26 protein-coding genes are annotated in these 25360 nt (G+C 67.2%); 13 read left to right on the top strand and 13 right to left on the bottom strand.

Translation table 11 applies throughout. The features are described 5' to 3' along the window. Window positions 1–99 precede the first annotated feature (99 nt). Entirely contained in the window at window positions 100–642 is a 543-nt protein-coding gene (locus tag ACIA49_RS22600) for a dihydrofolate reductase family protein (protein ID WP_396379250.1), read from the top strand. Here the strand turns inward: ACIA49_RS22600 and ACIA49_RS22595 are convergent. The 5 genes from ACIA49_RS22595 to ACIA49_RS22575 form a co-directional block, all read right to left on the bottom strand. Continuing rightward, on the bottom strand, window positions 635–1054 hold the full coding sequence (locus ACIA49_RS22595; protein ID WP_396379585.1) for a VOC family protein: 420 nt from the start codon (window positions 1052–1054) through the stop codon (window positions 635–637). The two genes, ACIA49_RS22600 and ACIA49_RS22595, sit on opposite strands and share 8 nt — an antisense overlap. A gap of 83 nt (window positions 1055–1137) precedes the next feature. Further along, window positions 1138–1716, bottom strand: a complete 579-nt coding sequence (locus ACIA49_RS22590) for a GNAT family N-acetyltransferase (protein ID WP_396379249.1) — start codon at window positions 1714–1716, stop codon at window positions 1138–1140. Between the two features lie 7 nt (window positions 1717–1723). After that, complete coding sequence (locus tag ACIA49_RS22585) at window positions 1724–2122, bottom strand: NUDIX hydrolase (protein WP_396379248.1); 399 nt, start codon at window positions 2120–2122, stop codon at window positions 1724–1726. Window positions 2123–2156: 34 nt separating this feature from the next. Beyond that, a complete protein-coding gene (locus ACIA49_RS22580) occupies window positions 2157–3275 on the bottom strand; it encodes a phosphotransferase enzyme family protein (RefSeq protein WP_396379246.1) in 1119 nt (372 codons plus the stop codon). 353 nt (window positions 3276–3628) lie between these two features. Next, window positions 3629–4384 carry a class I SAM-dependent methyltransferase gene (locus tag ACIA49_RS22575; RefSeq protein ID WP_396379245.1) on the bottom strand — a complete coding sequence of 252 codons (756 nt, stop codon included), beginning with the start codon at window positions 4382–4384 and terminating at the stop codon, window positions 3629–3631. A 296-nt stretch (window positions 4385–4680) separates the two neighbouring features. Between ACIA49_RS22575 and ACIA49_RS22570 the strand changes: the two genes are divergently transcribed. Then, window positions 4681–5301, top strand: coding sequence for an SAM-dependent methyltransferase (locus ACIA49_RS22570; RefSeq protein ID WP_396379244.1), 621 nt, complete (start codon window positions 4681–4683; stop codon window positions 5299–5301). Between the two features lie 118 nt (window positions 5302–5419). Here ACIA49_RS22570 and ACIA49_RS22565 read toward each other — a convergent pair whose 3' ends face one another. Beyond that, complete coding sequence (locus tag ACIA49_RS22565) at window positions 5420–6112, bottom strand: class I SAM-dependent methyltransferase (protein WP_396379243.1); 693 nt, start codon at window positions 6110–6112, stop codon at window positions 5420–5422. A gap of 183 nt (window positions 6113–6295) precedes the next feature. Here ACIA49_RS22565 and ACIA49_RS22560 point away from each other — a divergent pair, with 183 nt between their 5' ends. Further along, window positions 6296–7174 (top strand): aminoglycoside phosphotransferase family protein, encoded by an 879-nt coding sequence (locus tag ACIA49_RS22560; protein ID WP_396379242.1) that lies wholly within the window; start codon window positions 6296–6298, stop codon window positions 7172–7174. On the opposite strand, the gene ACIA49_RS22555 is transcribed toward ACIA49_RS22560, so the two are convergent. Then, window positions 7163–7855, bottom strand: a complete 693-nt coding sequence (locus ACIA49_RS22555) for a class I SAM-dependent methyltransferase (RefSeq protein ID WP_396379241.1) — start codon at window positions 7853–7855, stop codon at window positions 7163–7165. The two genes, ACIA49_RS22560 and ACIA49_RS22555, sit on opposite strands and share 12 nt — an antisense overlap. Window positions 7856–7992: 137 nt before the next feature. Here ACIA49_RS22555 and ACIA49_RS22550 point away from each other — a divergent pair, with 137 nt between their 5' ends. Then, on the top strand, window positions 7993–8595 hold the full coding sequence (locus ACIA49_RS22550; RefSeq protein WP_396379240.1) for a dihydrofolate reductase family protein: 603 nt from the start codon (window positions 7993–7995) through the stop codon (window positions 8593–8595). On the opposite strand, the gene ACIA49_RS22545 is transcribed toward ACIA49_RS22550, so the two are convergent. Continuing rightward, window positions 8564–9070: a GNAT family N-acetyltransferase gene (locus ACIA49_RS22545; protein ID WP_396379238.1), complete on the bottom strand. Its 507-nt coding sequence runs from the start codon at window positions 9068–9070 to the stop codon at window positions 8564–8566. The genes ACIA49_RS22550 and ACIA49_RS22545 overlap by 32 nt on opposite strands. A gap of 71 nt (window positions 9071–9141) precedes the next feature. Between ACIA49_RS22545 and ACIA49_RS22540 the strand changes: the two genes are divergently transcribed. From ACIA49_RS22540 to ACIA49_RS22530, 3 genes are all read left to right on the top strand, one after another. After that, the gene (locus tag ACIA49_RS22540; protein WP_396379237.1) at window positions 9142–9666 is read left to right on the top strand and encodes a GNAT family N-acetyltransferase; all 525 of its coding nucleotides are present in this window, start codon (window positions 9142–9144) and stop codon (window positions 9664–9666) included. Between the two features lie 289 nt (window positions 9667–9955). Then, a complete protein-coding gene (locus ACIA49_RS22535; RefSeq protein ID WP_396379235.1) occupies window positions 9956–11686 on the top strand; it encodes an ABC transporter ATP-binding protein in 1731 nt (576 codons plus the stop codon). After that, window positions 11679–13409, top strand: coding sequence for an ABC transporter ATP-binding protein (locus tag ACIA49_RS22530; RefSeq protein ID WP_396379234.1), 1731 nt, complete (start codon window positions 11679–11681; stop codon window positions 13407–13409). Before ACIA49_RS22535 ends, ACIA49_RS22530 begins: the two co-directional genes overlap by 8 nt. A gap of 8 nt (window positions 13410–13417) precedes the next feature. On the opposite strand, the gene ACIA49_RS22525 is transcribed toward ACIA49_RS22530, so the two are convergent. Further along, on the bottom strand, window positions 13418–13843 hold the full coding sequence (locus tag ACIA49_RS22525; protein WP_396379232.1) for a nitroreductase family deazaflavin-dependent oxidoreductase: 426 nt from the start codon (window positions 13841–13843) through the stop codon (window positions 13418–13420). 113 nt (window positions 13844–13956) lie between these two features. On the opposite strand from ACIA49_RS22525, the gene ACIA49_RS22520 reads away from it, so the two are divergent. The 3 genes from ACIA49_RS22520 (at window position 13957) to ACIA49_RS22510 (ending at window position 17869) form a co-directional block, all read left to right on the top strand. Next, window positions 13957–14463 (top strand): DUF402 domain-containing protein, encoded by a 507-nt coding sequence (locus ACIA49_RS22520; protein ID WP_396379230.1) that lies wholly within the window; start codon window positions 13957–13959, stop codon window positions 14461–14463. Window positions 14464–14655: 192 nt separating this feature from the next. Beyond that, window positions 14656–15858, top strand: a complete 1203-nt coding sequence (locus ACIA49_RS22515) for a S1 family peptidase (protein WP_396379229.1) — start codon at window positions 14656–14658, stop codon at window positions 15856–15858. Between the two features lie 73 nt (window positions 15859–15931). Further along, window positions 15932–17869 carry a M13 family metallopeptidase gene (locus ACIA49_RS22510; RefSeq protein WP_396379227.1) on the top strand — a complete coding sequence of 646 codons (1938 nt, stop codon included), beginning with the start codon at window positions 15932–15934 and terminating at the stop codon, window positions 17867–17869. 25 nt (window positions 17870–17894) lie between these two features. Here ACIA49_RS22510 and ACIA49_RS22505 read toward each other — a convergent pair whose 3' ends face one another. Together ACIA49_RS22505 and ACIA49_RS22500 are read right to left on the bottom strand one after the other, a co-directional pair. Further along, window positions 17895–18332 (bottom strand): VOC family protein, encoded by a 438-nt coding sequence (locus ACIA49_RS22505; protein ID WP_396379226.1) that lies wholly within the window; start codon window positions 18330–18332, stop codon window positions 17895–17897. Window positions 18333–18398: 66 nt separating this feature from the next. Then, the gene (locus ACIA49_RS22500; protein ID WP_396379223.1) at window positions 18399–19400 is read right to left on the bottom strand and encodes an alpha/beta fold hydrolase; all 1002 of its coding nucleotides are present in this window, start codon (window positions 19398–19400) and stop codon (window positions 18399–18401) included. A 65-nt stretch (window positions 19401–19465) separates the two neighbouring features. On the opposite strand from ACIA49_RS22500, the gene ACIA49_RS22495 reads away from it, so the two are divergent. Beyond that, window positions 19466–20044 carry a helix-turn-helix domain-containing protein gene (locus ACIA49_RS22495; protein WP_396379222.1) on the top strand — a complete coding sequence of 193 codons (579 nt, stop codon included), beginning with the start codon at window positions 19466–19468 and terminating at the stop codon, window positions 20042–20044. Between the two features lie 104 nt (window positions 20045–20148). Beyond that, complete coding sequence (locus tag ACIA49_RS22490; RefSeq protein WP_396379221.1) at window positions 20149–21471, top strand: LuxR C-terminal-related transcriptional regulator; 1323 nt, start codon at window positions 20149–20151, stop codon at window positions 21469–21471. Here the strand turns inward: ACIA49_RS22490 and ACIA49_RS22485 are convergent. Beyond that, window positions 21453–22604 carry a LuxR C-terminal-related transcriptional regulator gene (locus ACIA49_RS22485; RefSeq protein WP_396379219.1) on the bottom strand — a complete coding sequence of 384 codons (1152 nt, stop codon included), beginning with the start codon at window positions 22602–22604 and terminating at the stop codon, window positions 21453–21455. The genes ACIA49_RS22490 and ACIA49_RS22485 overlap by 19 nt on opposite strands. A gap of 276 nt (window positions 22605–22880) precedes the next feature. Beyond that, window positions 22881–23999 carry a hypothetical protein gene (locus tag ACIA49_RS22480; RefSeq protein WP_396379217.1) on the bottom strand — a complete coding sequence of 373 codons (1119 nt, stop codon included), beginning with the start codon at window positions 23997–23999 and terminating at the stop codon, window positions 22881–22883. A gap of 137 nt (window positions 24000–24136) precedes the next feature. On the opposite strand from ACIA49_RS22480, the gene ACIA49_RS22475 reads away from it, so the two are divergent. After that, entirely contained in the window at window positions 24137–25252 is a 1116-nt protein-coding gene (locus ACIA49_RS22475) for a tyrosine-type recombinase/integrase (RefSeq protein ID WP_396379215.1), read from the top strand. Window positions 25253–25360 lie beyond the last annotated feature (108 nt).

Below are 25360 nucleotides of genomic sequence, written 5' to 3'. Positions count from 1 at the left end.
ATGATCACCACACGTGACGGCGGGTCTGAGCCTGGTGTCGAAAACCGCGATCGTCGTTCGACGCAGTACCGAAGACACACCAACACGAGGAGAACCGCTATGTCCCGCAAGGTCGTTGCCGCTTACTTCCTGTCCCTCGACGGCGTCGCCGAAGGCGCCGACAAGTTCCTCACCGCCTGGGACGACGAGATGGACGCCGCCGGCGCCCGCCTGATCGAAACCCAGGACACGGTGATCCTGGGCCGCCACACCTACGACGAGTGGGTCGGCTTCTGGCCGAACAGCGACATCCAGCCCTTCACCGACTTCATCAACGCCGTCCCCAAGTACGTCGCGACCTCGACCCCGCTCGACGACCCCTGGGCCAACACCGAGGTGATCGACGGGGGACTGGCCGACTTCGTCCGCGACCTGAAGAACCAGCCGGGCGGCGACATCGGCGTGCACGGCAGCATCTCCGTCGCTCAGACCCTGCTGGCCGCCGGCCTTCTCGACGAACTCAGCCTCGTCATCGCCCCCACCGTCGTCGCCACCGGCAGGCGTCTGCTCGACAACCTCCCGTCGCTACGCCTCGAGGTCATCCGCAGCATCACCTCCCCGACCGGCCACCTCCTTGTCACCTACCGCGTCATCCCTAGTTGATATCGAACTCGTTGCCCTCGGGATCGGTCATCGCGACCGCGTAATGATCCAGCCCCTCCGCGGCCAGCGCCCGCACTCGCGTCGCCCCGAGACCAACGAGCCGTGCCGCCTCCGCCTCGACCCGCTCCCGCCGTACCTCAAGAGAATTCCCACGGCCTCCGCCGGCCGCCACGTCAATGTGGATCCGGTTCTTGATCGTCTTCTCCTCCGGAACGATCTGGAACCAGATCCGCGGCCCCTCACCCGTCGGGTCCACAATGCTGTCCACCCCGCCCCCAAGCTCCTCCTCAGGCACACCGATCGACCGGTAGAAGTCGTCCCACGACCCAAACCCATCAGGCGGCGGCGCCAACACATACCGCAAAGCCGCAGCCCAAAACTCAGCCTGCGCTTCAGGCGACCGGCAATCCATCACCAATTGGTACGACACAGCCATCGAGTCCTCCAGAGCGTCCAGTTCCCCTCACCCTGACACCCCCCACCGACAGAAACCCGTCAGATAAAGGTGAGGCGCATGACTAGTCTGGCGCCGGTGTCGCGGAGGGTGGTGAAGCCTCGGGCTTCGTAGGAGGCGCGGCGGCCCATGAAGCTGTCGTTCTCTTCGGCTCGGCGGTTGGCCAGGGTGTGGGGGGCGAGGGTTGCTTTGGGGAAGGCGTCTAGGGCTTGGGCGCCTGCGTTGCGGGCGTAGGTGATGGCGGCGTCCAGGAGGGCGCTGGCGACTCCGGTGCCGCGGTGGTCGCGGTCGACGTAGAAGCAGGTGATGGCGAAGACGTCGTGATCGTCGGGCGTGGGTCCGTACTTTCTGGAGCGTTCGAGTTTGCCGTGGTCCGGGCGTGGTGCGACCGCGACCCAGCCGACGGGTCGGTCGTCGAGGTAGGCGATGAGCCCGGGGTGGCGGTCTTGGTCGACGGTGGCGGCTTTGAAATTTGCCTTGGGGCCGTCGGGTGATTCTTGGTCGCGCCAGGCCTGGCACCAGCAGTGGCCGGGAATCGGTATGCCTCCGCGTGGGCCTTTGCGCTCGAACAACGCGACCAGATCGGCCCAGCGATCGGCAGTGACGACGTGAACTTCCACAGAAGGATCATGCCCCTTCGACGGCGCTCAGGAGGCTCGGCAGGCTGGTCGCGTGGGCGAGCTTCAGGTCCGCGAGCTCCTCGGGCCGGAACCAGCGAAGGTCGTCGTGCTCCTCCGGTGCCGCGTTCACCGGTTCGCCGTCCCAACGCGTCACAAGGAACGCATGTACGGCGAGGTTGGGGTCGCTGATCGTCATCGGGATCGGTACGGCGTCCTGTACGTGGACCCCGAGTTCTTCGAAGCACTCACGCCTGACTGCATCGTGTGCTGACTCGCCCGGGTCGACATGGCCGCCGACGAGGTCCCAGCAGTCGGGATACCAGCGGCGCGCCGGATTCCGATGCACCAGCAGCAACAGGCCATCACGGACAAATGCAGCGAGTGCGATCGGAATCTGGGCGCCCATGGCGAAACCCTAGAACAGGGGAGTGGTACCCGACTTAGCCCCGCAACGACGCGATCGCCTGGGCGGCCAGGCGTTCCGCGTGCTCCGGGCGCGCGACCCAGCCGATCCATCCTTGGTCCATCGGTGGCGTCGACCCGTTGCGCACCGACTCTCGATAATCGAGACACGCAAGCCAGAGTGGTCGCATAGCCAGTACGCCGGGCAACCGCTTGAGTTCCTCGGCGGTGAGCTCGACGTGCTCGCGATAACCCCGTACGACGGCGTCGATACCCTCCGCGTCACCTTCGCCGGCGGTCGTCAGCAGCCAGGCAAGGGCAGGCAGCCGAGGTCCGCGCCCGGAACCGGCCCAGCCGACGATGGAGAGTTCGCCCGGTGCACCGACGGCTGCCCACGCGTGGTAGTTCCCGTGGGTGAAGGCCTCGGGCAGACCTTCCGCGTCGTCGGCGTGCTCGACCTGGTCGCGCAGCCACTCGAACGTCTCGCGGCCCTCGGGAGTGACTGCCTCCTCGACGCTCACCAGAAAGCTCATCGCTGCCGCGAGATCCTGCTTCGGTCGTCCTGCGAAGAACGCGCCGTCGTGTTCCTCAGCCCCGCCGTCCCGTGCCACCGCACCACCGGCCGCGGGCAGTTTGTGCAGGCGGCCGAGCAGGCTCGCCAACTCATGAAGCACCGCGGGGGACTGGGCTGGGCGTCCGCCCTCGACGTACTGGGTCACGATCACGCCGTTTCCCTCGAACACCGACACCGGATCGTCGTGCGCCGGCCGCTCGGCGGGAAAGTTGTGCAAGGCAAGGAAGCGCAGGATCTCCGCATCACCCTCGACACGGCCGACGGTATCCGCGGCCGACGAGAAAACGCGAGCGATCCAGGGGGAGTCGTCCTGCCGCTTGACGACCAGCGTCCAGGGGTAATGGCCGATCCAGGAATCCCTCGGCCGCGTCTCCGGATCGTCGTCGATGGGCGCGATCGACGTGATGCGAATGCCGTACCGCGTCTCCAGGTGCGCCCTCAGTTCGGCGAACTCGACAGGTCGCGTCTTGGCGAACGGCGACTTGCTGCCCTTCTCCAGAGCTGCCCGGGCCTCGGTGTAGCGCAGCCCGGTCGCTTGTGCGCGCTGACGCACTGCACGCTTGAAACTGCCTTCTTTGGTCATGACAAGCCTCCACGATGTGCCCATTTCCCCCAGCGAAGCGGCACTCGGTACAGGCCTGGACAGCAGCAGCCTTGAGGGCAGAATCCCCTTCACCTTCTCGAGGCCCCGGCTGGGGCAGGTCCTCACGAGGCTGGGCGTCGGCAACGCCGTGCCCCGATCCTGCCCGGCCCCACACACCCATGTCAACGTCGCCCCGGCCCTGACCATTTCAAGGGAGATCCCCTCAAGTTGTCCCTTCTCCGGCCGAAATTTCAGCAGAGAACCGTCAACGTGAAGGGAGATCCGCTCAAATGTCCACGGGATGGGGGATCGAGAACCAGGACCTGAACCGACAAGGCCCGCCGGCTCTCGATTCAGTCCGGAGCAGCGCAGACGTAGAGTTGGAGCGCCGCATCTGCGGTGAGCGGTGCACGGGACCAATCGCCAAAGCGTTCAACAACCCGAAGACCGCCAAGGGAGAGCAGCAGCGGCAGCTCTTGGGGGAAGATGTTCCTGATCTCGAGCGGCGCGACACCGAAGTCGGCCTCGGAATCGGTCGAGAAGTACCACCTGGCGCGAGTTACCTGCGCGGCTGCGTCGTAGGTTTCCGCGACATCGACATGGACTACGCCACGATCGGGATCCACGAACGACAGTGCTTCGCGCCTGCGTCGAGTGCCGTCGGCCTGGGCAAGCATGCGCACGCTCGGGTTGAACACGTCGAAGATGAACCGCGCTCCGGGCGCCAGGTGCTTTCGCACCGACCGGAAGCAGTCCACCAAGTGCTCAGCTTTCTGCAGATGGAGCAGTGAGTTGGCGGTGATGAACACGAGGTCGAACGTTCTGCCCAGGTCGAACTCGCGCATGTCGCCCTGCACCCACTGCACCTCGACGTCGCGCTGGTCTGCCTTGCGCTGAGCCTCGGCAAGCATGTTCGGCGAGAGCTCCAGGCCCATGCACGGATGCCCATCGGATGCGATCGGGATCAGCTTCTGTCCGGTGCCACACGCGAGTTCCAGGACACGCCCGCCTTGCCGATCGGCCTCGGCCCTGTAGAAGTCGACGGCCTGTTCGCCACCGGGGAACAACCGGTCGTACAACCTCGCATCCGAGTAGAACTGCTCGCTCATGAGTCGCACGCTCCTTGCCGGATCTTGCGCAGCCTGCCTGAACACTTGGGCCACTGTGGCGATCCAGGCCGAGATTCTTCCACGGCTTTATCGACGCGACCGCAGATCAGCATGGTCGACCGGTCTGTGTGGAGGCAGTGTCTGCGGCGCCGGTTCCGAGCTTCATCAGCTCGTGCGATGCGCCGCGCGCGTGCAGAAGACTTCCGTGACTTGACTGGTAACGACGGTTGTTGGAGTACCGGGAGTTCCCCACCGCGCCGTGGTGCCTTGGACCTACTCGACCGTAAAGTCGGGTGATGGACTGGCAGGCATGGCACCGGCAATACGACGACCCTGACTCCGCACTATCGCGGCGCCTGGAGGCGGTGCAGGCGCAGATCCGGGACGCACTCGACCGTGCCCCCGCCGGACCGGTGCCGGTGATCAAGCTGTGTGCGGGGCAGGGCCGGGACATCCTCGGTGTCCTTGAGGATCACGCACGTCATGTCGACGTTCGCGGCCGCCTCGTCGAGCTGGATCCTGAGCTGGCAGCTAACGCCCGGGCGCGGGCTCCGGAGCAGGTCGAGGTGATCACGGGCGATGCGTCCCTGACGGACCACTATGACGGGATGGTGCCGGCCGAACTCGTACTGCTGTGCGGGATCTTCGGCAACATCACGAACGAGGACATAGAGCGGACGATCGCGGGCTGCCCGCAGCTCTGTCGGACCGGTGCGACTGTCATCTGGACCCGTCAGCGCAACGATCCGGATCTGGTGCCAGCGATCTGCGACTGGTTCGAGCAGCGTGGCTTCGAGCGTGTGTGGCTGTCGGACCCTCACGCCGGATTCGGTGTCGGCGTCCACCGCTTCACCGGCGAGCCGGAGCCACTGGTGAAAGGTCAGAGCCTATTCAGCTTCGTTCCGGGCGGAACGTGAGCAAGGCGAGCGCCCGCAGCCGTTGCTCCATGATGCAGCTCCCGTGATTTAAGCGCCGATAAGCGACATTATGTCAACTAGTACGTGGAGGACCGGATCTGATGCAGCTGCGGAACCGCTACCCCGCGTCGCGTTCGGCGCTGATGATCAGGAAGTTCGGCAGTGCGACGTAGGACTTGAGCGCGTCGTTTTCGCTGTCTCGTGCGACCTGTGGATCAAGTCTTGGTTCGCACAGTTCGAGTACGCGACAACCGAGACCGATGAGCTCGTTGACGTAGGCAGACAGCGGACGGTGGAAATCTGGTGCGAGACCGCCTGGAATCTCGTACTCGTCCAGGTAGCGGTCCAGTTGGTAGTGACCGTGTTCCCGCCACGTCGGGTAGAGATTCTCGAACGCCGGATGCGTGATCGAGAAGACGAACCGGCCGCCCGGCTTCAGGGCGCGGACGCAGGCCGCCATTGCCGACTGCCAGTCGGGTATGGCGAGCAGCACCATGCTGCAGACCACCGCGTCGAAGGGCTGGCCAACCTCCGGCAACGTCGAGAGATCAGCCTGTACGTACCTGATCCCCTGGCGCCGTTCCTGCTCAAGCTTCTGAGCGCGCGCCAGCAGCGCCGTGGCCGGCTCCACACCAACCACGTCGGCTCCGGCGTCGGCCAGCAGCCGGCTCAGATAACCTTCGCCGCTGCCTGCGTCGAGGACTTTCCGGCCATCGACGGTCCCCAGCATCCGCAGCACGTTCTCGTTCATCAAATGGCGCTTGGAAAAGTCACCCTGATCGTCGTATGCCTCGATCGCGTCAGCCGGCATCGCCGACCATGCTGCGATCGCCTCCGAGTTGCTGATCGTGGACATGCGCTCACACCTCTCCGACGGCAGATAGGCAACCTACCGCCTCGATCTGTCGGGTACTCCCCCGTAACCCGGTTGACAGCGGATCGGGCTGCACCTTCGGATGGGCTGGTGAGCCACCGGAAGATCCACCCTGACGAGATGGACATCGACACAGTGCTCGTTCGCGAGTTGGTGGCCGCTCAGTTCCCGCAGTGGGCCGGGTTACCACTGGAGCCGGTCGATTCCAGCGGCGTGGTGAACGCGATCTATCGGCTCGGTTCTGACCTCTCAGTACGGCTGCCGTTCCGGCCGTCGACCGCCGACATCGTGCATCGGGAGCAAGAGAAGCTCGGGGCACTCGCGTCGTTTCTGCCGGTGGCCATCCCTTCGGTCGAGGCGATCGGCTCCCCCAGCGACGCCTACCCGGGCGTGTGGTCCGTCCACCGCTGGCTCACCGGTACGCATCCGTCCGCCGACGCGCTGGTTGATCCACGAGGGCTGGCGACGGACCTCGCCGCGTTCATCAATGCGTTCCGCCGGATCGACCTGCCCGACCGGTCACCGGTGTACCTGGGCGAACGCCGTACGCGCGCTGCGATGATCTCTATAGATGCCCCGACCAGGAATGCGATCGGTGAGTTGGATGGCCTGATCGACACCCGTGCCGCGGTCGCGTCGTGGGAGGAGTCGCTCAAAGCCCCGTACGACGGGAGCGAGGTGTGGGTGCACTCGGACCTGACGCCGGGCAACTTGCTCGTGTCGGCGAAGGGTCGGCTGACCGCCGTGCTCGACTTCGAGACGTGCGGTGTCGGCGACCCGGCGTGCGACTTGTTCCCCGCGTGGCACCTGCTGCCCGCGAACCTCCACGACGAGTTCCGTACGGCGCTGGACGTCAACGACGCGACCTGGCTCCGCGGCCGCGGCCGCACGTTGTCCCAGGCCGTGATCGTGCTGGCTGCCCACCAGGACACCAACCCGGCGCGTGCCAACTACGCCCAGCACGTGATCAGCAAGGTGCTGGAAGCCTCACGCCTCTAGGACGAAGAAGAGGAAGCAGACGAAGGCTTTGCGTCCCTCGAGTTCGGGCGGGAGGATCTCGCGGGGCGTGTCGGTCGCGTACGGCGGTTCGCTGACGACGCGGAGCTGGAAGCCTGCCTGGGTGAACGCGTCGGTCATGGCGTGCAGCGGGCGGTGCCGGTAGGTCAATGTTCCTTCGTGGCCGGCGAAGTCGAAGGTCTCCGAGTACTTGGTGACGGCGAAGTAGTCGCGGTCCGGATAGTTCACCAGGTAAGCGCTGGGGTGCGGCACGGACAGGATCAGCCGACCGCCAGGCTTCAGGACGCGCCGCAGCTCGGCCAGTGGTGCTGTCCAGTCCTCCAGGTAGTGCAGACACAACGAGGCGAGGACTTCGTCGAAGGTGTCATCGTCGAACGGGAACGGATCCGCGAGGTCGGCGACACGCAGGTCTGCGTCGGCGCCCAGCCGCTGCTGGGCCAGGTCGATCATGGCCTGGCTCTGGTCGAAGCCGGTCACGACGGCTCCCCTGTCGCGCAGCGCCGCGGTCAGCGGACCGGATCCGCAGCCGGCGTCCAGGACTCGGTGACCGTCGATCTCCCCTGCCAAGCCGATCATCGCCGGCTGGTTGTAGTAGGCGTTGAGGAGGCCGGTCTCATTTGCCCGCGAGTAGGCGTCGGCAAAGGTGTCGTAGTCGGTGGTCACTCGTGAGCCTTCCGGTAGGTGTGCGGACTGGTCCGATCAACTTGTGGCAAGCGATGAAGTCACCAGATCTGGTGATGACGCGAACCGGGTCCCGCGGCGAGAGTTGAGGCATCAGCTGGTAACGAGAAAGAGGCATCATGGGCAAGGTAGTTGCGCAGGCGAACATGTCGCTCGACGGGTATGTCGCCAAGCAGGACAACAGCATCGGCCGGTTGTTCGACTGGCTGCAGAACGGCGAGGTCGAGATGCCCACGCCGGCGGGCGACTTCACTCTCCACCTCACTCCCCCGAGCTTGGAACACCTGCAGCAGTGGGTGTCGTCGCTTGGTGCGCTGGTGTGCGGGCGGGCGTTGTTCGAGGTGGCCGCGGGTTGGCAGGGTCGTCACACGCTGGACGTGCCCGTTGTCGTTGTGACGCACGAGGTTCCGACCGAGTGGGTTGATGCACATCCCGACGCGCCGTTCACGTTCGTGACCGACGGTGTCGAGTCGGCGATCGCCCACGCCCAGAAGATCGCCGGGGATCGCGTCGTCACGGTCACCGGCGGCACGATCGCCAAGCAGTGCTTGGATCTGGGCCTGCTCGACGAGGTGGCCGTCGACCTGGTCCCTGTCGTGATGGGTGAGGGCAACCGCCCGTTCTTCGGCAAGCTCTCCGCCGAGGACGTGAAGCTCGGCAACCCGACCGTCTGCGTCCAGGGCGACCAAGTCATTCACCTCGTCTTCCCGGTTGAGCGCTAACCGGATGCACGTAGCCGAGGTACGCCGCGCCGGCAGGCCCTGGGCGGGAGGTTCCGTCTCGGGTCCAGCCGTGTCGCTCATAGAACTGGATGGCGCGCGAGTTCCGTTCCCACACCTCGACCTCGCCGACGGCATCGCTCTCCTGAGCTATCGCGATGAAGCGCGCCATCAGAGCGCTACCGACACCGATTGACCACTGACCCGGTTCGACGAAAATGCCGGTGAGCCGAACGCGTTTCCGGTACGACGTGCTGACGTCGACCGTGAGCACGCCGACGAGCTCATCACCGGAGACGGCCACGAGAACGATGATCCGGGAATCGTCGACCAGCCTGCGCCAGCCCTCCCGGTATCCCTCGTCGGGATGTGTCGCGACGTCATGGCCGCCGGCGCGGTAGTACACAGCTCGCGACCGGGCATGCAACTCTGCCAACGCATCGGCCTCGCCGGGCTGTGCACTGCGGATGAGGACCACCTCAAACCCACTTGCCGGTGGAGGTGTTGGGGTGCTTGGTTGGCTGCATGTTGTTGCCTACTCCCTCGTTGTTGACCGATCGGCTTCGGTTGCGGCCGTTCGAGGATTCGGATGCGGACGCGCTGTATGCGCTGCACAGCGATGCGACGGTACTGCGGTATTGGGACTCGCCGCCGTGGACGGAGCGTTCACGGGCTGAGGGGTTTGTCGCGAAGTGCCGGCAGCTGGCTGAGGAGGGCGTTGGGGCTCGGCTGGCTGTGGATCGGGCGTCGGACGGCGTGTTCATCGGGTGGTGCAGCCTGACCCAGTGGAATGCGGACTTCCGCAGCGCGGCCCTGGGGTACTGCTTCGGCGAGGCGGCGTGGGGACACGGATACGCGACGGAGACGGCGGGCGCCGTACTGGGGTGGGCCTTTGACACGCTTGATCTGAATCGGGTGCAGGCCGAGTGCGACACCCGCAACGCCGCATCGGCTCGCGTGTTGGAGAAGCTCGGGTTCTTGCGGGAAGGAACCCTCAGAGAAGACTGTGTCGTCAACGGCGACGTCTCCGACTCGTGGGTCTACGGGCTGCTCAGGCGGGACTGGGAGCGCTGAGAACGAAGAAGATGAAGCAGAGGAAATGTGCAGCCCGCGTCGAGCACGCTGCGACCCGAGACGTCACCGGCCAGGTCGAGCATCGCGGGGGCGTTCGTAGTAGGCGTTCATGAGCCTGGAGTCATTCTCGGTGCGAAGCTGTCGTAATGATCGGGCCGCAAGACAGGGTCCTTTCATCTAGGTTGGTTGCTCCGACGACAGCCGGGCCGGTTTGGTTCGGTGGCTGAGGCTGCAGCAACCTGCAACCCTCCCTCCCCCGCCGGACCCCTGAGCCTGAAAGGATCGGGGTATGGCGAGGCTTCGCGAGTGGCTGGACAGAACGCCGGACACGTGGGCCCCACCGACAGCGAAGGACCTGGCCGGCCCGTTCCGGTTCCTGTTCTGGCTGACGCGGTCGCAAGCGCGCCGGGTCGCGCTCGGTGCGTTCCTCGGCACGGTCTGGATGGTCGGGCTCGCGGTACCGCCGTGGGTGTTGTCGAAGGCGGTCGACGAAGGACTCCGGCCACGCGACACCGGCGCACTCGTCAAGTGGGCGCTGGTGCTGCTGGTGGTGAGCGTCCTGATCGCGTTGCTCGCCGTCGCTCGGCACCGGACGATGACGAAGATCCGGATGGACGCGTCGTTCCGCTCGGTCCGCGCGACGGTCTGGCACACCTCCCGGCTCGGCGCTTCGCTGACGCGTGGCATCAGCGCCGGAGAGGTCGTGACGGTCGGCATCTCCGACGTCTACACGGTCGCGATGGCGCTGACCGTCACCGGCCCGGGCGTCGGCGCAGTCATCGCGTACGGCGTGGTCGCGGTGATCCTCTTCGCGATCTCACCACTCCTGGCCGCGGTCGTCCTGGCCGGCGTTCCACTGATCGTGGTCGCGGTCGGGCCGTTCCTGCAGCGCATCGAGCGCACGGGTGGCGAGTACCGGGTGCACCAAGGCCGGTTGACGACCCGACTGGTCGACGTACTGGCTGGGCTCCGGGTTCTCAACGGCCTCGGCGGCAAGACGTTCGTCGCCGACCGGTACGGCGAACAGTCGCAGCGCCTGGTGCGTCGCGGCTACCGAGTCGCGGGGCCGGCGAGTTGGGTGGGAGCGCTGTCGACCGGGCTGCCGGCGTTGTTCCTGGCCGCGGTCGTGTGGTTGTCGGCGCGGATGGCGGCGACCGGAGCGATCACGATCGGCGATGTCGTCGCGGTCTACGGGTACGTCGCCGTACTGGTGGTGCCCGTCGCGAACTTTATCGAGGGCGGTGGCGACATCGCGCGCGCCCGGGTGGCTGGTCAGCGGATCATCGACCTGCTGAACCTCCCTGTCGCTGACGATTCCGGTACGGCGCCACTCCCCCACGGCTGTGGCCCGTTGGCCGATGCTGAGTCGGGGGTGATCATTCGTCCCGGACTGTTGACGGCGTTGGTGGCCGCGCGCCCCGCCGAGACCTCGAGTGTGATCGAGCGGCTCGGCAACGATTCCGGTACGACGTGGGCCGGGGTGCGCGTGGGTGAGGTCAGCCGTGCGGAGCTCCGGCAGCGGTTGGTTGTCGCTGACAACGATGCTGAACTCTTCGCCGGGACAGTCCGCGAGATTGTCGCCGGTCGGCTGGAGCCTGAGGACGAGCGGATTCAGGCGGCGGTTCGGGCCGCGGTGGCTGAGGACATTGTGGAGGCGCTGCCGAACGGTCTGGACTCGGCGGTCTCTGCCGGCGGCAGCGACCTGTCTGGTGGCCAACGGCAACGAATCCGGCTCGCTCGCGCTGTGTACGCCGCCCCAGATGTGCTGCTCGCGGTCGACCCGACGTCCGCGGTCGATGCGAACACGGAAGCGGCCATGATCGACCGGATCCGCGAAGTCCGGCGTGACCTGACGACGGTGATCACGACGACGTCGCCGCTGGTGCTGGATCGTGCCGACGAGGTGATCGTGCTGGTCGAGGGCAAGGTGGCGGCGGTCGGCAAACATACCGACCTGCTGCACAGCGATCCCTACTACCGCGAGTTGGTCTCGCGTGCTCAGGACGGCGACGATGAGTAGGCAGATGCCGGTCGCGAGTCCGGCCGAAGTCCGTGCCGCCGCGATGCGCGACCTGGCGGCGGACCGGTGGGCGGTGGTGCGGCTCGTGCTGGTCAACGGGCTGGCTGCTGGAGCCGGTTTGATCGGGCCGCTGTTGCTGGGCCGGATCATCGACACGATCCAGGCCGGTTCGGGGAATGTGCTCAGTGCGGTCGATCGGCTGGCATTCGGCGCGCTGGAGTTCACCGTCGTACAGATGGTGCTGTCGTGGTGGGCGCTCAAGATCGGATACCGGTTCGGTGAGCGGACGGCGGCGCGGGTTCGGGAGCGGTTCCTGCTGCGGACGTTGGCGCTGCCGCCTCGGGTTGCCGATCATCTTCCGGCCGGCGATCTGATCGCTCGCGGCAGCACCGATGCGTCGCTTGTCGCGCTCACGCTGCGGTCCGCGGTGCCCGAGGTGCTCGTGGCCGTGGTCCACGCGCTGTTCCTAGTGGTCGCCGTACTGGTTCTTGATCCGCGGCTCGGGCTCTGTGGGCTGGTGTGTTTGATCGGTGTCGGCGCGGCCGTTCGGTGGTACATGCGGCGGGCGCGGCCGGTGTATCTGGCGGTTGCCGCGACAGGCGCGGAGGTGGCTGGGGTTGTCGCCAGCAACGCCAAGGGGGCTCGGACGATCGAGCTGCTCGCGCTGGAGGACCGCCGTACCGAGGTCTCCGAGGCAGCCATCGCTGAGTCGCGGTCCGCGAGGCTTGGGGCGTTGTGGTTGCGGACGGTGCTGTTCCCGTGGGCGGAGATCGCGCTGTCGCTGCCGGTGGTCGGTGTGCTGCTGGTCGGCTTCGCGCTGTACACGAAGGATCTGGTCAGCCTCGGAGTCGTCATCACCGCGACGGTCTACCTCCGCCAGCTTGTCGGTCCGCTCGACACTTTGATGCTGTGGATCGAGCAGCTGCAAGGCGCTGGAGCGTCGTACGCGCGGGTTGAGGGTCTGGCGGATGTCCCTGCGGCGGAGTCTGCCGCTCCGGTGGCGGAGAACATCGGTGATCGCATCCGGGTGGAGAACGCGCACTACAGCTACACCGGTGCGCGCGACGTGCTGCGCGGGATCGACCTGGTGGTGCAGCCCGGCGAGCGCCTGGCGATCGTGGGGACCTCCGGCGCGGGCAAGTCAACGCTCGCGCGGCTGCTCGCTGGTCTCGACCGCCCGCACACCGGCTCGGTGACGATCGGCGGTACGGCGGTTGTCGATCTGCCGCCGGATGAGCTCCGCGAGCACGTCGTACTGATCACTCAGGACCATCACGTCTTCCACGACACGCTGCGGGACAACCTGCTGATCGCGAAGCCGACCGCCACCGACGAGGACCTGTACGCCGCTTTGTCGGTGGTCGGCGCGGATTGGCTCCACGATCTCACCGACGGGCTGGACACCGAACTCGAGCTCGACGATGCGAGCGCTCAGCAACTGTCACTCGCCCGAGTCGTCCTGGCTGACCCGCACACCCTGATCCTCGACGAGGCCACGGCACTGCTCGATCCGAGGACGGCTCGCCAGACGGAGCAGTCGTTGGCCGCCGTACTGGAGGGGCGCACGGTCATCGCGATCGCGCACCGCCTGCAGACGGCTCATGACGCCGACCGGATCGCCGTCATGGATGCCGGCCGACTCGTCGAGCTCGGCACCCATGAAGACCTGGTCACCGCGAACGGCCCTTACGGCCGCCTCTGGCGCACCTGGCACGCCCAATGACGCGGAACCTACTTGCGGTGCAGCACGACGACCGGGATGAGCCGGTCGGTCTTCTTCTGGTACTCGGCGAAGTTCGGCATCTTGTCGGAGATGTGCTTGTACAGCCGCGCCCGCTCCTCGCCCTCGGTCAACGCCTCGGCGGTGACCTCGAGGGTGTCCGGACCGAACTCGATCGTGGTCTCGGGGTTGGCCAGCAGGTTGTGATACCAGGCCGGGTTCTCCGGCGTACCGGCCTTGGAGGCGATGATGAACAGCTTGCCGTCGACCTCGTCGTACGCGAGCGGTGTCACTCGCTTCGTGCCGGTCTTCGCGCCGACGTGGTGCAGCAGCACGATCGGTCCGCCGGCAAACGGCTCGATGGTCACCTTTCCGTTGTTGGCACGGAAGTCGGCGATGACCTTCTGGTTCAGATCATGCATATCGAACTCAGGCACTGAGTAGTCCTCTCGGGAGCGGTCAGCGGCCAAGGAAGATGACCGCCATACAACCGGTAACGCTCCCGCAGCGCCCTTTCATACCCGCCCACCTGCCCAAAGGAGCATGTGTCATGGAACACGTCCAAGTCCTGCACCGCACCGGCCAGTGGTGCCCCGGCCGACGGCTCGGTGAGGTGGTCGCCTACGACCTGCCGATCCTGCCTCGGTGGCAGGTTGCAGGGCACCCGACTGTCGATCGCGCCTACCTCCTGCTCGACCAGGGCATCCAACTGATCCGGACCGTGACGTTCGAGGGGCCGCTGATCGGCTGGTGGTACGTCGATGTGGTCGAGATCGAGGAGACCGACGCCGGCCTGGTCGTCCATGACCTGTACGTCGACTTCCTCGTGCCGCCCGGCGCTGCGCGCTACCACGTGCTCGACCTGGACGAGCTCGGTGAGGCTCTCACCCAGGGTGCCATCACACCGGCCCAATGCGCTGCAGCGCTCAGTAATGCGCAGGGCTTCATCGAGCGGCACCTGAGGGGTGCGGAGAAGGGTTCCATCGATCCGCCGCGGCAGTTTCCCCCGGAGGCGATCGCGGTGTTCGAGCGACTTCCTTCGTTCGGTGCGGGCTGAACCCTCGATCGGCGGGGTTCAACAATTGTTCACCCTCGGTCAATGGGTGGTTGACGCAGGGTGAACCGAAGGTTTGCCCTTGTGCGACCCCTCGGGGCGGGGCGACGGCTTGTCAGGACGTTTTGTTACCGACAACGATTCCCAACATCGTGGCCCTGAGGCAGGCCACCCCAGAGGAATCGGATGTGAACTATGCGCTTCCCGCCCCGCCCCCGGAAGTCCTTCACTGGTGCAGTTCTCGCTCTTGGACTCGGTGCCGCCGCCCTGGCGCCGATGCAGAGCGCGACGAGTGCACCCATCCCATCCCCCATCGACGGTGTGTACGACGTACTCGGCCAGAGCTGGGGTGTCAGCCCGGCCGAGGCGAAGGTGCGGCTCGATGGTGAGCACACCAAGGCCGCTGCCTTCGAGACTGCGAAAAGCCAACTGGATGGTGCCTTCTTCAACGCCGACCGGCAGCTGGTCGTGAACGTGCACTCGGCGAAGGCCGCCGACCTCGCTCGTGCGCAGGGCCTGTCTCCCCGGACTGTGGCTCGTGGTGAGAAGGCACTGGCCAAGTTGCAAGCCCAGGTGCAGGCCCTGGCTGACAAGTCAGGCTCGCTGCAGGTTCAGTCGATCGGCGCCGACCTGCCGACCGACCGGCTGCAGGTGGTGCTCCAGCCCGGCAAGCAGTCCGCGAAGACGGTTGCCCTGGTCAAGCAGTTGAAGGCGATCCCAGGGGTCGAGGTCAGCACCAACGACACCACGCTGACGATGACCGCCGACGTGATCGGCGGCCAGATCATGGACCTGGTGCCGGGCACCAACTGCTCGCTCGGATTCTCCGGGACGCGGAACGGCGGCGACAACGTGATGCTGAGCGCCGGTCACTGCGTCGAAGGCAACCCGATGGTGCAGAACCGCTCCGCCGTCCGGCTGGGTGTCGGGGTGGCGAGCCGGTTCCGGACCGGGTCGCCGAGCGTCGACATGGGGCTGATGGACATCGACTCCACCAACGTCGGTCGCGGCTACATCGACAACCGCAACGGCCAGACCACCCGGGTCACCGGCTCCTCCAAGGCTCCGGTCGGCTCAACCATCTGCAAGGCCGGCAACACGACCGGCTGGACCTGCGGCACGATCACGCAGTACAACCTGACCGTCAACTACGGCGGCGCCGGCGGCTCGGTCACTCGCACGAGCGGCCTGGCCCGTTCGACCGTCTGCACCGAAGGCGGCGACTCGGGCGGTGCCTACATCTCCGGCACCCTCGCCCAGGGCATGACCTCCGGCGGCCCGAGCGACGGCCACGACTGTGGCTTCAACCAAGGCAGCAACGCCACCGGCTCCTACTCCTTCTATCAGCCGGTCGTCGACGCCGCCCAGTACTACGGCGTCACCCTCACGCTCGGCTGAACTGGACCGCTGCCGAACTAGGGTTCCCTGTCGGGTGCGCAGTGCGCGTGCCTGACAGGGAACGGAGCGGTTCATGACGCGTTCGGGCATCGACGTCTGGAGCCTGTCGGGCGAGGTCCGCCCACAGGACGACTTGCACGAGTACGTGACCGAGGGCTGGCAGGCGCGCACGGAGATCCCCGCCGACCAGGCCCGGATGGACACCTTCGTCGAGCTGTCGCTGCAGGCCGAGGAGAACCTCCAGGTGATCGTCGCGGAGGCCGCTGGCGGTGATGCCGAAGCCCGTCAGGTCGCCGATCTGTTGCAGAGCTTCCTGGCCGAGGACACGATCGAGCAGCTGGAACTCCGGCCGCTGATCGAGCAGCTCGGCCTCGTCGACCAGGTCACCGACCTGTCCAGTCTGCTGCAGGTGCTCGGGCGGCTGCGGACCGAGGGGGTCGACGGGCTCTTCACCTGCGACGTCGCGATCGACGCGAAGAACTCCGAGCGGTTCCTGATCCATCTCGGCCAGTCCGGACTCGGCCTGCCCGACGAGTCGTACTACCGCGAAAACGGCTTCGAGACCGAGCGCACGGCCTACGTCGCGCATGTCGCCAGGATGCTCGAGCTCGCCGAGCTTCCCGCGGCCGCTGACCGCATCGTGGCGCTCGAGACCCGCCTGGCCGAGCAGCACTGGGACGTCGTCGCCAAGCGGGACGCCACCGCGTCGTACAACAAGTTCGACCGGGCCGGGCTCGCCGAGCTGGCCGGCCTCGACTGGGCCGCCTGGCTCGCCGGTGCGGGGATCGCATCGGAGGCCTTCGCCGAAGTGATCGTTCGGCAGCCGAGCTACCTGAGCGCGGTCGCCAAGCTGCTGAGTGAGGTACCGCTCGGTCAGTGGAAGGAATGGCTCACCTGGCGAGTGGTGAAGACGGCCGCTCCCCTGCTCGGCGCGGCCTTCGTCGAGGAGAACTTCGCGTTCTACGGCCGGACGCTGACCGGCGCCACCGAACCACGCGCCCGCTGGAAGCGCGGCCTCGACATCGTCGAGACCGCGATGGGTTCAGCACTCGGACGCCTGTACGCCGAGCGCCACTTCCCGCCGGCGGCCAAGCTGCGGATGACCGAGCTGGTGGACAACCTGATCGAGGCGTACCGGCAACACATCACGGCGCTGGACTGGATGAGCCCACAGACCAAGGAACGTGCGCTCGACAAGCTCGGCCGTTTCGTCGTGAAGATCGGCTACCCCGAGGTGTGGACCGACTATGCGCGGCTGGAGATCCGCCCCGACGATCTCGCCGGGAACGTCCGCCGGGCCGCTGCCGATCACCTACGCCGCTCGATGGAGCGACTCGACCGTCCCGCGGATCGCCGGGTGTGGACCTTCATGGATCCGCACTGGGTGAACGCTTACTCGAACGCGCGGTGGAACGAGATCATCTTCCCGGCGGCGATTCTGCAGCCGCCGTTCTTCGATCTGGAGGCCGACGACGCCGCGAACTACGGAGCGATCGGTGCGGTGATCGGTCACGAGATCGGGCACGGCTTCGACGACCAGGGCTCCAAGTACGACGGCAGCGGCAACCTGGCGAACTGGTGGACCGACGCCGACCGGTACGAGTTCGAGGCGCGCACCCGGCGGCTGGTCGATCAGTTCGACGGGCTGGAGCCGGCAGGCGCTCCGGGTCACGGGGTCAGCGGCGCCTTGACCCTGGGCGAGAACATCGGTGACCTCGGCGGGCTCGCCGTCGCGCACACCGCCTACCGGCTGTCGCTGGGTGGAGCGGAGGCACCGGTCCTCGACGGGTTGAGCGGCGATCAGCGGTTCTTCATCGCGTGGGCGCAGATCTGGCGCAGCAAAGCGCGGACCGCCGAGGAGATCCGCCTGCTCGCCGTCGACCCGCACTCCCCACCGCAGTTCCGGACGAACGTGATCGTCCGGAACCTCGACGCGTTCTACAGCGCGTTCGAGGTCGGGCCAGCCGACGCGTTGTGGCTCGACCCGGCCGAGCGGGTCAGCATCTGGTGAGGGTCCGGGCGACGCATCGATGGCCTCAGCTCAGTTGCTGGGCCAGGCCGATGAGGATGCCTTCGGGGCCACGGATGTAGCAGAGGCGGTAGCTGTCGCCGAACTGCGCTACCGAGCCGACCACCTCGGCGCCGTACGGGCGGAGGTGGGTGATGGTGTCGTTGATGTCGTCGACGGCGAACATCACCCGGTGCATGCCGAGCGTGTTGTGCGGTGGGTTGTCCGGGGCCGGCAGGGCGACGGGGTGGCGGTACTGCGCGAGCTCGAAGCGGCCCGAGCCGTCGGGGGTTCGCAGCATCGCGACGTCGCAGACGACGCCGTCGAGTCCGACGCATTGGTCTGCCCACGGGCCCTCGACCTGGGTGGTGCCTTCGACCTCCAGCCCGAGTTCGGTGAAGAAGGCGATGGCGGCCTCCAGGTCGCCGACGACGATGCCGACGTTGTCCATGCGCTGAACAGTCACGGTGGTTCTCCGTTTCGTTGCTTGTACCCCTGAGACGAAGCCGCCACCACGTCCTCGACATGTCCGTCAGCCGGCGAAGAAGTTCAGCAGCTCGGCGGTGACGAACCTCGGATTCTCCTCCGCGAGCCAGTGACCGGCCTTGGGGACCTCGACAGCCCGGGTGATCCGGCTCAGCCGCGGCTCGAGAGTGGCGCGGGTGAACGGGAGCATGCCCTCCGCGGTCAGGAGCAGAGTCGGCGTACCGACGGGGATGGCTGCGGTGTTGTCGCGTTCGTCCTGGTCCAGTGTCCGGTAGAGCTCGAATCCGCCGGTCAGGACCGATGGGCGGCGATAGGTGCGGGCGAACTCGTCCATCTCCTGATCGCTGTACGGCGATGTGGTGTTGGTACCGCCGAAGCTCCCGCCTCCGCGGGCGACGTACGGGAAGAACAGGCCTAGGTACCTCCGGACGTCGTTGGCGACCACCGCTTCGGGGAAGTCGTCCTGGGCGTGGAATGCCAGGTGCCAACTGAGAGAGCGGTATCTGACGGCGCTCAGGGCGGGTCCTGGGAGTGGGTAGTCCAGGTGGGCGTACTTGATCACCTCGCGCGGGAACTGAGCGGCGTACTGGAAGCCGACCCCGGCGCCGAGGTCGTGGGCGACCAGGTTGATCGAGCGCAGGCCGAGTTTGCCGGCGAGCAGTCTGTGGAGGTATCGGGCGAGCGTGGCCTTGTCATAGCTGGTCGGTGCGCCCTGGCTGTCGCCGAGCCCTGGCAGGTCGACGGCGTACACCGTGAAGCGTTTGGCGAGGACCGGCATGAGCTCGTGCCACTCGTACCAGGACTGCGGCCAGCCGTGCAGCAGGACAAGCGGTGCGCCGGTCCCACCGGTGACGTAGTGCAGCTTCACGCCGTCGAGGTCGGCGAACTCGTGACGGAACACCCGGTTGAATGCGGCGTCGTCGCGGGTGGCTGTCTCGAAGCCTGCCGGTCGGACAGTGGCCGGGGCCGCCGCCTGGACCGGACCGACCGCGAGGGCCAGAACGGTCAGGACGGCCGCCGTACTGCGGATCCACTTGCTGAGGTTCATGCGTCCAGACTCGTCGCGCCCGCTCCGTTCTTGCAAGAGTTCTTGCGGATCCGCATCATGAGCCCATGGAGAGAACTGAGCAGGACGTTCTGGCCGGAGTCGGACCGAGGTTGCGGGCGCTGCGTCGGGCCCGTGGAGTGACGCTGGCCGACCTCGCGACCGAGACCGGCATCACCTCCAGCACGCTGTCGCGGCTCGAGAACGGGAAGCTCCGCCCGACGCTGGAGCAACTGCTGCCGCTGGCCCGGGCGCACGGCGTACCGCTGGAAGATCTCGTCCAGGCACCGCTCACCGGCGATCCGCGCATCCACCTGCGGCCGGTACGGCGATATGGACTGACCGTGATCCCGCTGACGCGGCGGGCCGGCGGGATCCAGGCCTACAAGGTGATCCATCCGCCTGCGCGCCCCTCGCGACCGGTGAAGCTGCAGACCCACGACGGCTACGAGTGGTTCTACGTCCTCAACGGTCAGGTCCGCCTGATTCTCGGCGAGCAGGACCTCCGGCTCGGGCCCGGCGAGGCTGCCGAGTTCGACACCCGGGTGCCGCACGCGATCGGCAGCGCGAACGATCAGCCGGCCGAGCTGCTGACGCTGTTCGGGGCCCAGGGTGAGCGCGCGCACCTTTCCGCAACCCATCGGTGACAACTCTGTGGTTGCACCGTAGAGACTGCGGGTGATCGGCAGGCGAGGATCAGCTGACCTGGGAGCGTTTCCAGGACCAGGTCAGCGCAACGGGGGAACTGGGGATGAACTTTCTGGCCGACAGCAATCGACGGCGGGACGCGATCGTGGCGGCCGGCGCGGATCCGCAGCGCCTGCGTGCCGACGAGCTGGAACCGCTGGTGTACGCCGTGGGCGGTGCGACCGACGACCCGGCTCTGGCCGCACCGTCGGCAGCCACGTTGCTACGGCATCTGTTCGCGGTCAACCAGAAGCGCGACCGTGAACCAGCCGTCGCCGCAGCGCTCATGACGCTGGACTCCCCACCGACCAGCCCGGCGTCGATGCTGCGGGCGCTACTGGTGCTCCTGTACGCCGAGGAGTTCGCGCAGGCCGAGTCTCGTCTCCTCAGGATGCTGACTGCCGGCGAGGTCTGCCCGGTGTTCGCGATGCTGCTGGCCCGGATCGTCGCCTGCCAGGGCCGCAGCCGGGAGGCGGCCGGGCAGCTCGGCACTCTCCTCGGCGGTGACCTGCGGGCTGATCTGATCCCGGCCGCTGTCGCGTGGCGGGTCTCCGCGCTGGTTGATCTCGGCGAGCTAGAGCAGGCCAACGAGTTGCTGCGCCTCCACGGGTACGACGGCGAGCTGGTCGACGTACCGGATCGGCCTGAGCTGCTTGCTGCTCGCGGTGCTCTGCACCTGGCGGAGGGGCGTTTCGGACTCGCGTACGACGACTACTCCGCCTGTGGTCGGGAGCTGACCGCGTGGGCCGTGGTGAATCCTGCGGTGGCCAACTGGCGTGCGTATGCCGCTTTGTGTGCACACATGACGCGCCGGAACTGGCTCGCGAAGACACTGGCGAGTGACGAGCTCGCAGCCGCCCGCTCCTGGGGCGGACGCCGTACCAGCGGAATCGCGCTGCAGGTGTCCGCTCGGCTCGCCCCTGACGAGCAGGCCCGAATGGAGCTACTGGAGAGCGCGGACAGCGAGCTGGCCGGCAGCGGTGCGCTGCTCGAACAGATCCGGGTCAAGTACGACCTCGCCGTACTGCGGGCTGAACGCAGCGACGACGCGTCAGCGCTCGCATTGCTCGGTACGGCGCGGGCGCTGGCTGACGAGGTCGGAAACGACCTGTGGCGGGACCGGATCGCCGCAGCGATCAACCAGCTCGAGGGAGCCCCCGGACCGGCGCGGCTGACCCCGCAGGAGCTGGCCGTTGCGCGAGAGGTTCAGCCGGGGCGCACCAACCGGCAGATCGCCGAGCACCTGTGCCTGACGGTCCGGACGATCGAGTTCCACCTGTCGTCGGTCTACCGCAAGCTCGGCATCTCCGGACGCCGGGAGCTGCAGCCGGCCATCCTCCTCACACAGGAAGGCCGGCGTACCCGCCTTCAGCCCATCATCTGGTAGAGCTCCGCGCGCCCCGAGATCCCCAGCCGCCGGTACGCCGCGGAGAGGTGGAACTCGACCGCCCGCACGGACAGGTTGAGCTGGGAAGCGATGTGCCGATTGGTGGAACCGGCACGGGCCAAACTGGTCACCCGAAGCTGCTGTCTGGTCAGCGTTGGGTGGGGCCGGCGCCCCTGGAGCCGATGCAGCGCCGAGTCGATGCGCTTGGCCCAGTGCGACCGAGCGTCCTGCCGGGCCAGCTCGGAGGCTCGGGTCAGGCGCTGCCGGGCGGCGAGTGCATCGCCCTTGGCGGCCAGGTGACCGGCTGTCCGGAACAAGACCGGCACGAGTTCACTGCGGGCGTCGGCGATCTCCAGCAAGTCGATCGCCTCACCGAGCAGCGCAGGCGTCTGCTGGTCGTCACGGACCATCGCATGCGCGTGGAGCGCCCAACCGATCTGGCGCGGAGCACCCCAGCGCATCGCGAGCATCAGCTCCTCGTCAGCGAGCCGAGCGGCCAACTCAGGTCGATCTGCAGCCAGAGCAAGCGCTGCGCGCGATCGCCAGGAGGTGACCGCTGGGTTCTCGATCGGCCCGTTGGCCGGCGGGCGGCCGCTCTCGATGAAGTCGGCCACCGCCTGGTGCGTCACTCCGAGCGCGAGCTGAAGCTGCCCGCGGGCGGTGAGCAACGTGCCACGCCCCGGGAGTCCGGAGGGGATGGTGCCGTCGAGGCGCCGACTCCGGAGCAGCTGCTGAGCGCCCTTCACCTCCCCCAGATCGAGCATCGCCTCGATCGTCCAGGCCGTGCGAATCGCGGCCAGCCGATCCACCCGCACCGGCAGCGAGTACGCCGCGAGCGCCTGGCTCACCTGTCCGCGGAGGAAACGCGTGCGAGCCTGGATCAGAGTGATGCCTTCGAGGGCTTCCTGGGACGTCCGCGGATGCTCGGCCAGCCACAGGCAGTACTGGTCGGCCCGGCGGAGTTCACCCGCGGAAATGAGCGCATAGAGCGCGCTCCACAGTTGCCAGGGCGATTCGAAACATTCCGTCTCCGCCAGTACGTCGAGTGCGCGGCGTACCGTTGTCTCCCTTCGCTGGCCGATTCTCAGGTTTTTGGATGCTGTCGCCGAGATATTCCCCAGTTTGTCACTCATACGTCGGCTGGACCTCACTTCAGGCGCTGCAGTGGGCGGCAGAGCACAGTGATCACGCTCTCACAGGTGAGCGTGACAAAGCTCGACAATGTCTGTCAAGGTTCGCCGACGGGCAGCGCATTTCGCTTTGCGCAAAGCCGGGGAAAATGCGAAGAATGCGCGCCCATTCGTCAATGATTGACGAACGGACGCGCATTCCTGGACGTGGGTATCGCCGCAGGTAATCGGTGGATCAGCTGCGGCCTGGAATCATGGTCAGTCACTGACCGCGCTCGGTCAAGCACTCACCGCGTCCTCCGCGATGACCGGCTCCGGACGCGCGACGAGCTGCTCGCGCAGTGCCTCAGTGGTCTGTTCGGCTGCGCGCTGGGCGGACGCGGCAGCCGCGACGCGGTCAGCTGCTGCTTGCCTGATGTCGGCCAGCTGGGCTTGGTGATCGGAGCGCAGCTGGTCGCGATCGGCACGGTGCTCGGTGCGCAGGGCTTCGAGCTCGCCGCGGTGCTGGTCGCGCAGTTCACGCAGCTCGGCGCGGAGCTGGTCGGCAGTGTGCTGAGCGGTCTGGCGCTCAGACTCAGCCGTGGCCTGGGCGATCCGGGCGACCTCGACCTCGGTCCGCGCCTGCTGGATCTGGAGCTCTGCAGCCGATTGGATCTCGGCGATGCGCCGCTCGGTTTCCAGGCGCAGCTCTTCGGCGTGTGCCGTGGCGGCTTCCTGCGCGGCCGTCACCTCAGCGCGGGCCTGCTCGACATCGGCGGCAGCGCTCTCGCGAGCTGTGACAGCGTCTTGCCGGGCCTTCTCTGCCGCGGTCAGCGCAGCCAGCGCTTCGGCGCGGGCGGATTCGAGCTCCTCGATCGCGTCCTGGGCGGCGGCATCAGCCTCTTCCCGCGCATCTTCGGCATCAGCGGCCTGCTGCTCGGCCTGGCGCCGGCGATGCTCCTCCTCGCCGCGTTGCCGCTCGACCTCGGCCACCTGGGCTCGCGATGAAGCCTGCAGTTGCTCCACCTCGGCAGCCACCGCTTCGGCATCGCCGTACGCGCGAACTGCTGCTGTGATCCCGGTCAGGAACTCCTGCAGCTGATCGAGTCGCCGGGGCAGCTCCAGCATCTGGTTCTCGAGCGTTGTCCTGGCGGTCGTCACCGGCCCGGCCGGCAGCGGCGAGAGCGACCCCGCTCCCCCGGCGGCGCGCTCAGGGCGTCTCTCAGCGGCCTTCTTGGCCGACCAAGCGGTCGCCTTGTTGTGGACGACCAGTTTCCCGTCGATCCCTGGGCCTTCCAGGCCGCAGTACTTCGGCGGCCGGCCCGATGCTCCGGCATCTACCAGCTTCGGGTTCGGGCAGTTCACGCCAGGGAACTCACACAGCCCGCTGCGGGCCTGTTCAGTTTCGGTCGCCGTCATGAAGGTCATCCTATCCTAGTTTCGTCATTTCGTTCGTAGTTACGTTCGTTTAGTTACGTCAGATCTGACTGAACTATGAGAACTAAACAAAACCTGGAGAGAGCGCATAATCCCCGTTATGCGCTAGGATCTACGCTGTGGACGATGAGCGCGGAACCTCCCTGGAACGACGTGACGAGCTCGCTGAAAAAGAGCCCCTGCCCGATCGGGCGACCGAAGCCGCCGTACGACGATCCCTCGGAGCCCGCCGTCCCCTAGGAGCTGAGCGCTCGGCGGAACCCGTCGACCGACTGGACCTGCTGGCCGCTGCCCTGGCACCCGAGCTGACTGCGCTCTCCGTGCTGTGGCTGGGCGGCACGCGCCGAGCGAGCACCCAGACGCGGATCGCGTACGCCGACGACCTGCTGCTGTGGGCCGAGTGGGCGCGCCGTGAGCTCGGCCGGGACCGCTTCGCGCTTGATCTGCACCGCGCCGAGGTGACGATGTGGTTGTCGCAGCAGCAAGATGCCGGCGTCACCCAGTCCTCGATCGCGCGCCGGCTGTCGACGCTCTCGAGCCTCTACCGGTACGCCGCCAGCTGGGGTCTGCAGGTGGTCTCCCCCATCTCCGACGACGACCATCGCCCGAAGTTCCACCGCGGCCGCCGCGCGACCTCCGCCCGGGTACTGCAGGCAGACGACATCTCAGCCATCCTCGCGGCCGCCACCGACGTGCGGGACGCCCTCGTCGTCGGCCTGCTCTTCACCGGGGCGCTCCGGGTCTCCGAGCTCTGCGCCGCCGACGACAAGGACCGCCAGGACGAAGGCCGCCGTACCTGGCTCGTCATCACCCGCAAGGGCGGCGCCTCCGTCCGCGTCCCCCTGGAGACCACCGTCGCCGAGCTCCTCGACCTGTACGTCGCCATCCGCCCACCGTGGACCGGAACCGGCCCAGCGCCTCTGGTCGCCGACGCGTCCGGCAACCGCCTCGACCGCCACGACGTCACTCGGCTACTCCGCCGGCTCGCCAAGACCGCAGGCATCCCGCGCCCGGAGAAGGTCACTCCGCACTCGCTGCGCGCCACCGCCATCACCGACCAGAAGCGCCGCGGCCTCAACGCCGAGGACATCCAGGAGCTGTCCGGCCATGCCGACGTCCGCACCGTCATGATCTACATCGACGACGACGGCCGCGCCGAACGCGTCTCCGCCATCACCGACGATCTCGGCCGCGTCATGCGAGCCGTCCCCCGCCACCTCCGCCGTACGGTGTGAGCGCCGAGGACCCGCTCAGCTGATACGAATGTGGACAAGCATCCGATCCGCCCTGTGGAGTGCTCATGAGTTATGGTCCGCCGCCTGGTCAACCCTGGACCGATCCGC

This window comes from Kribbella sp. NPDC051587, assembly GCF_044453945.1.
Taxonomy (GTDB): domain Bacteria; phylum Actinomycetota; class Actinomycetes; order Propionibacteriales; family Kribbellaceae; genus Kribbella.
This window is presented reverse-complemented; position numbering and strand designations above follow the sequence as displayed.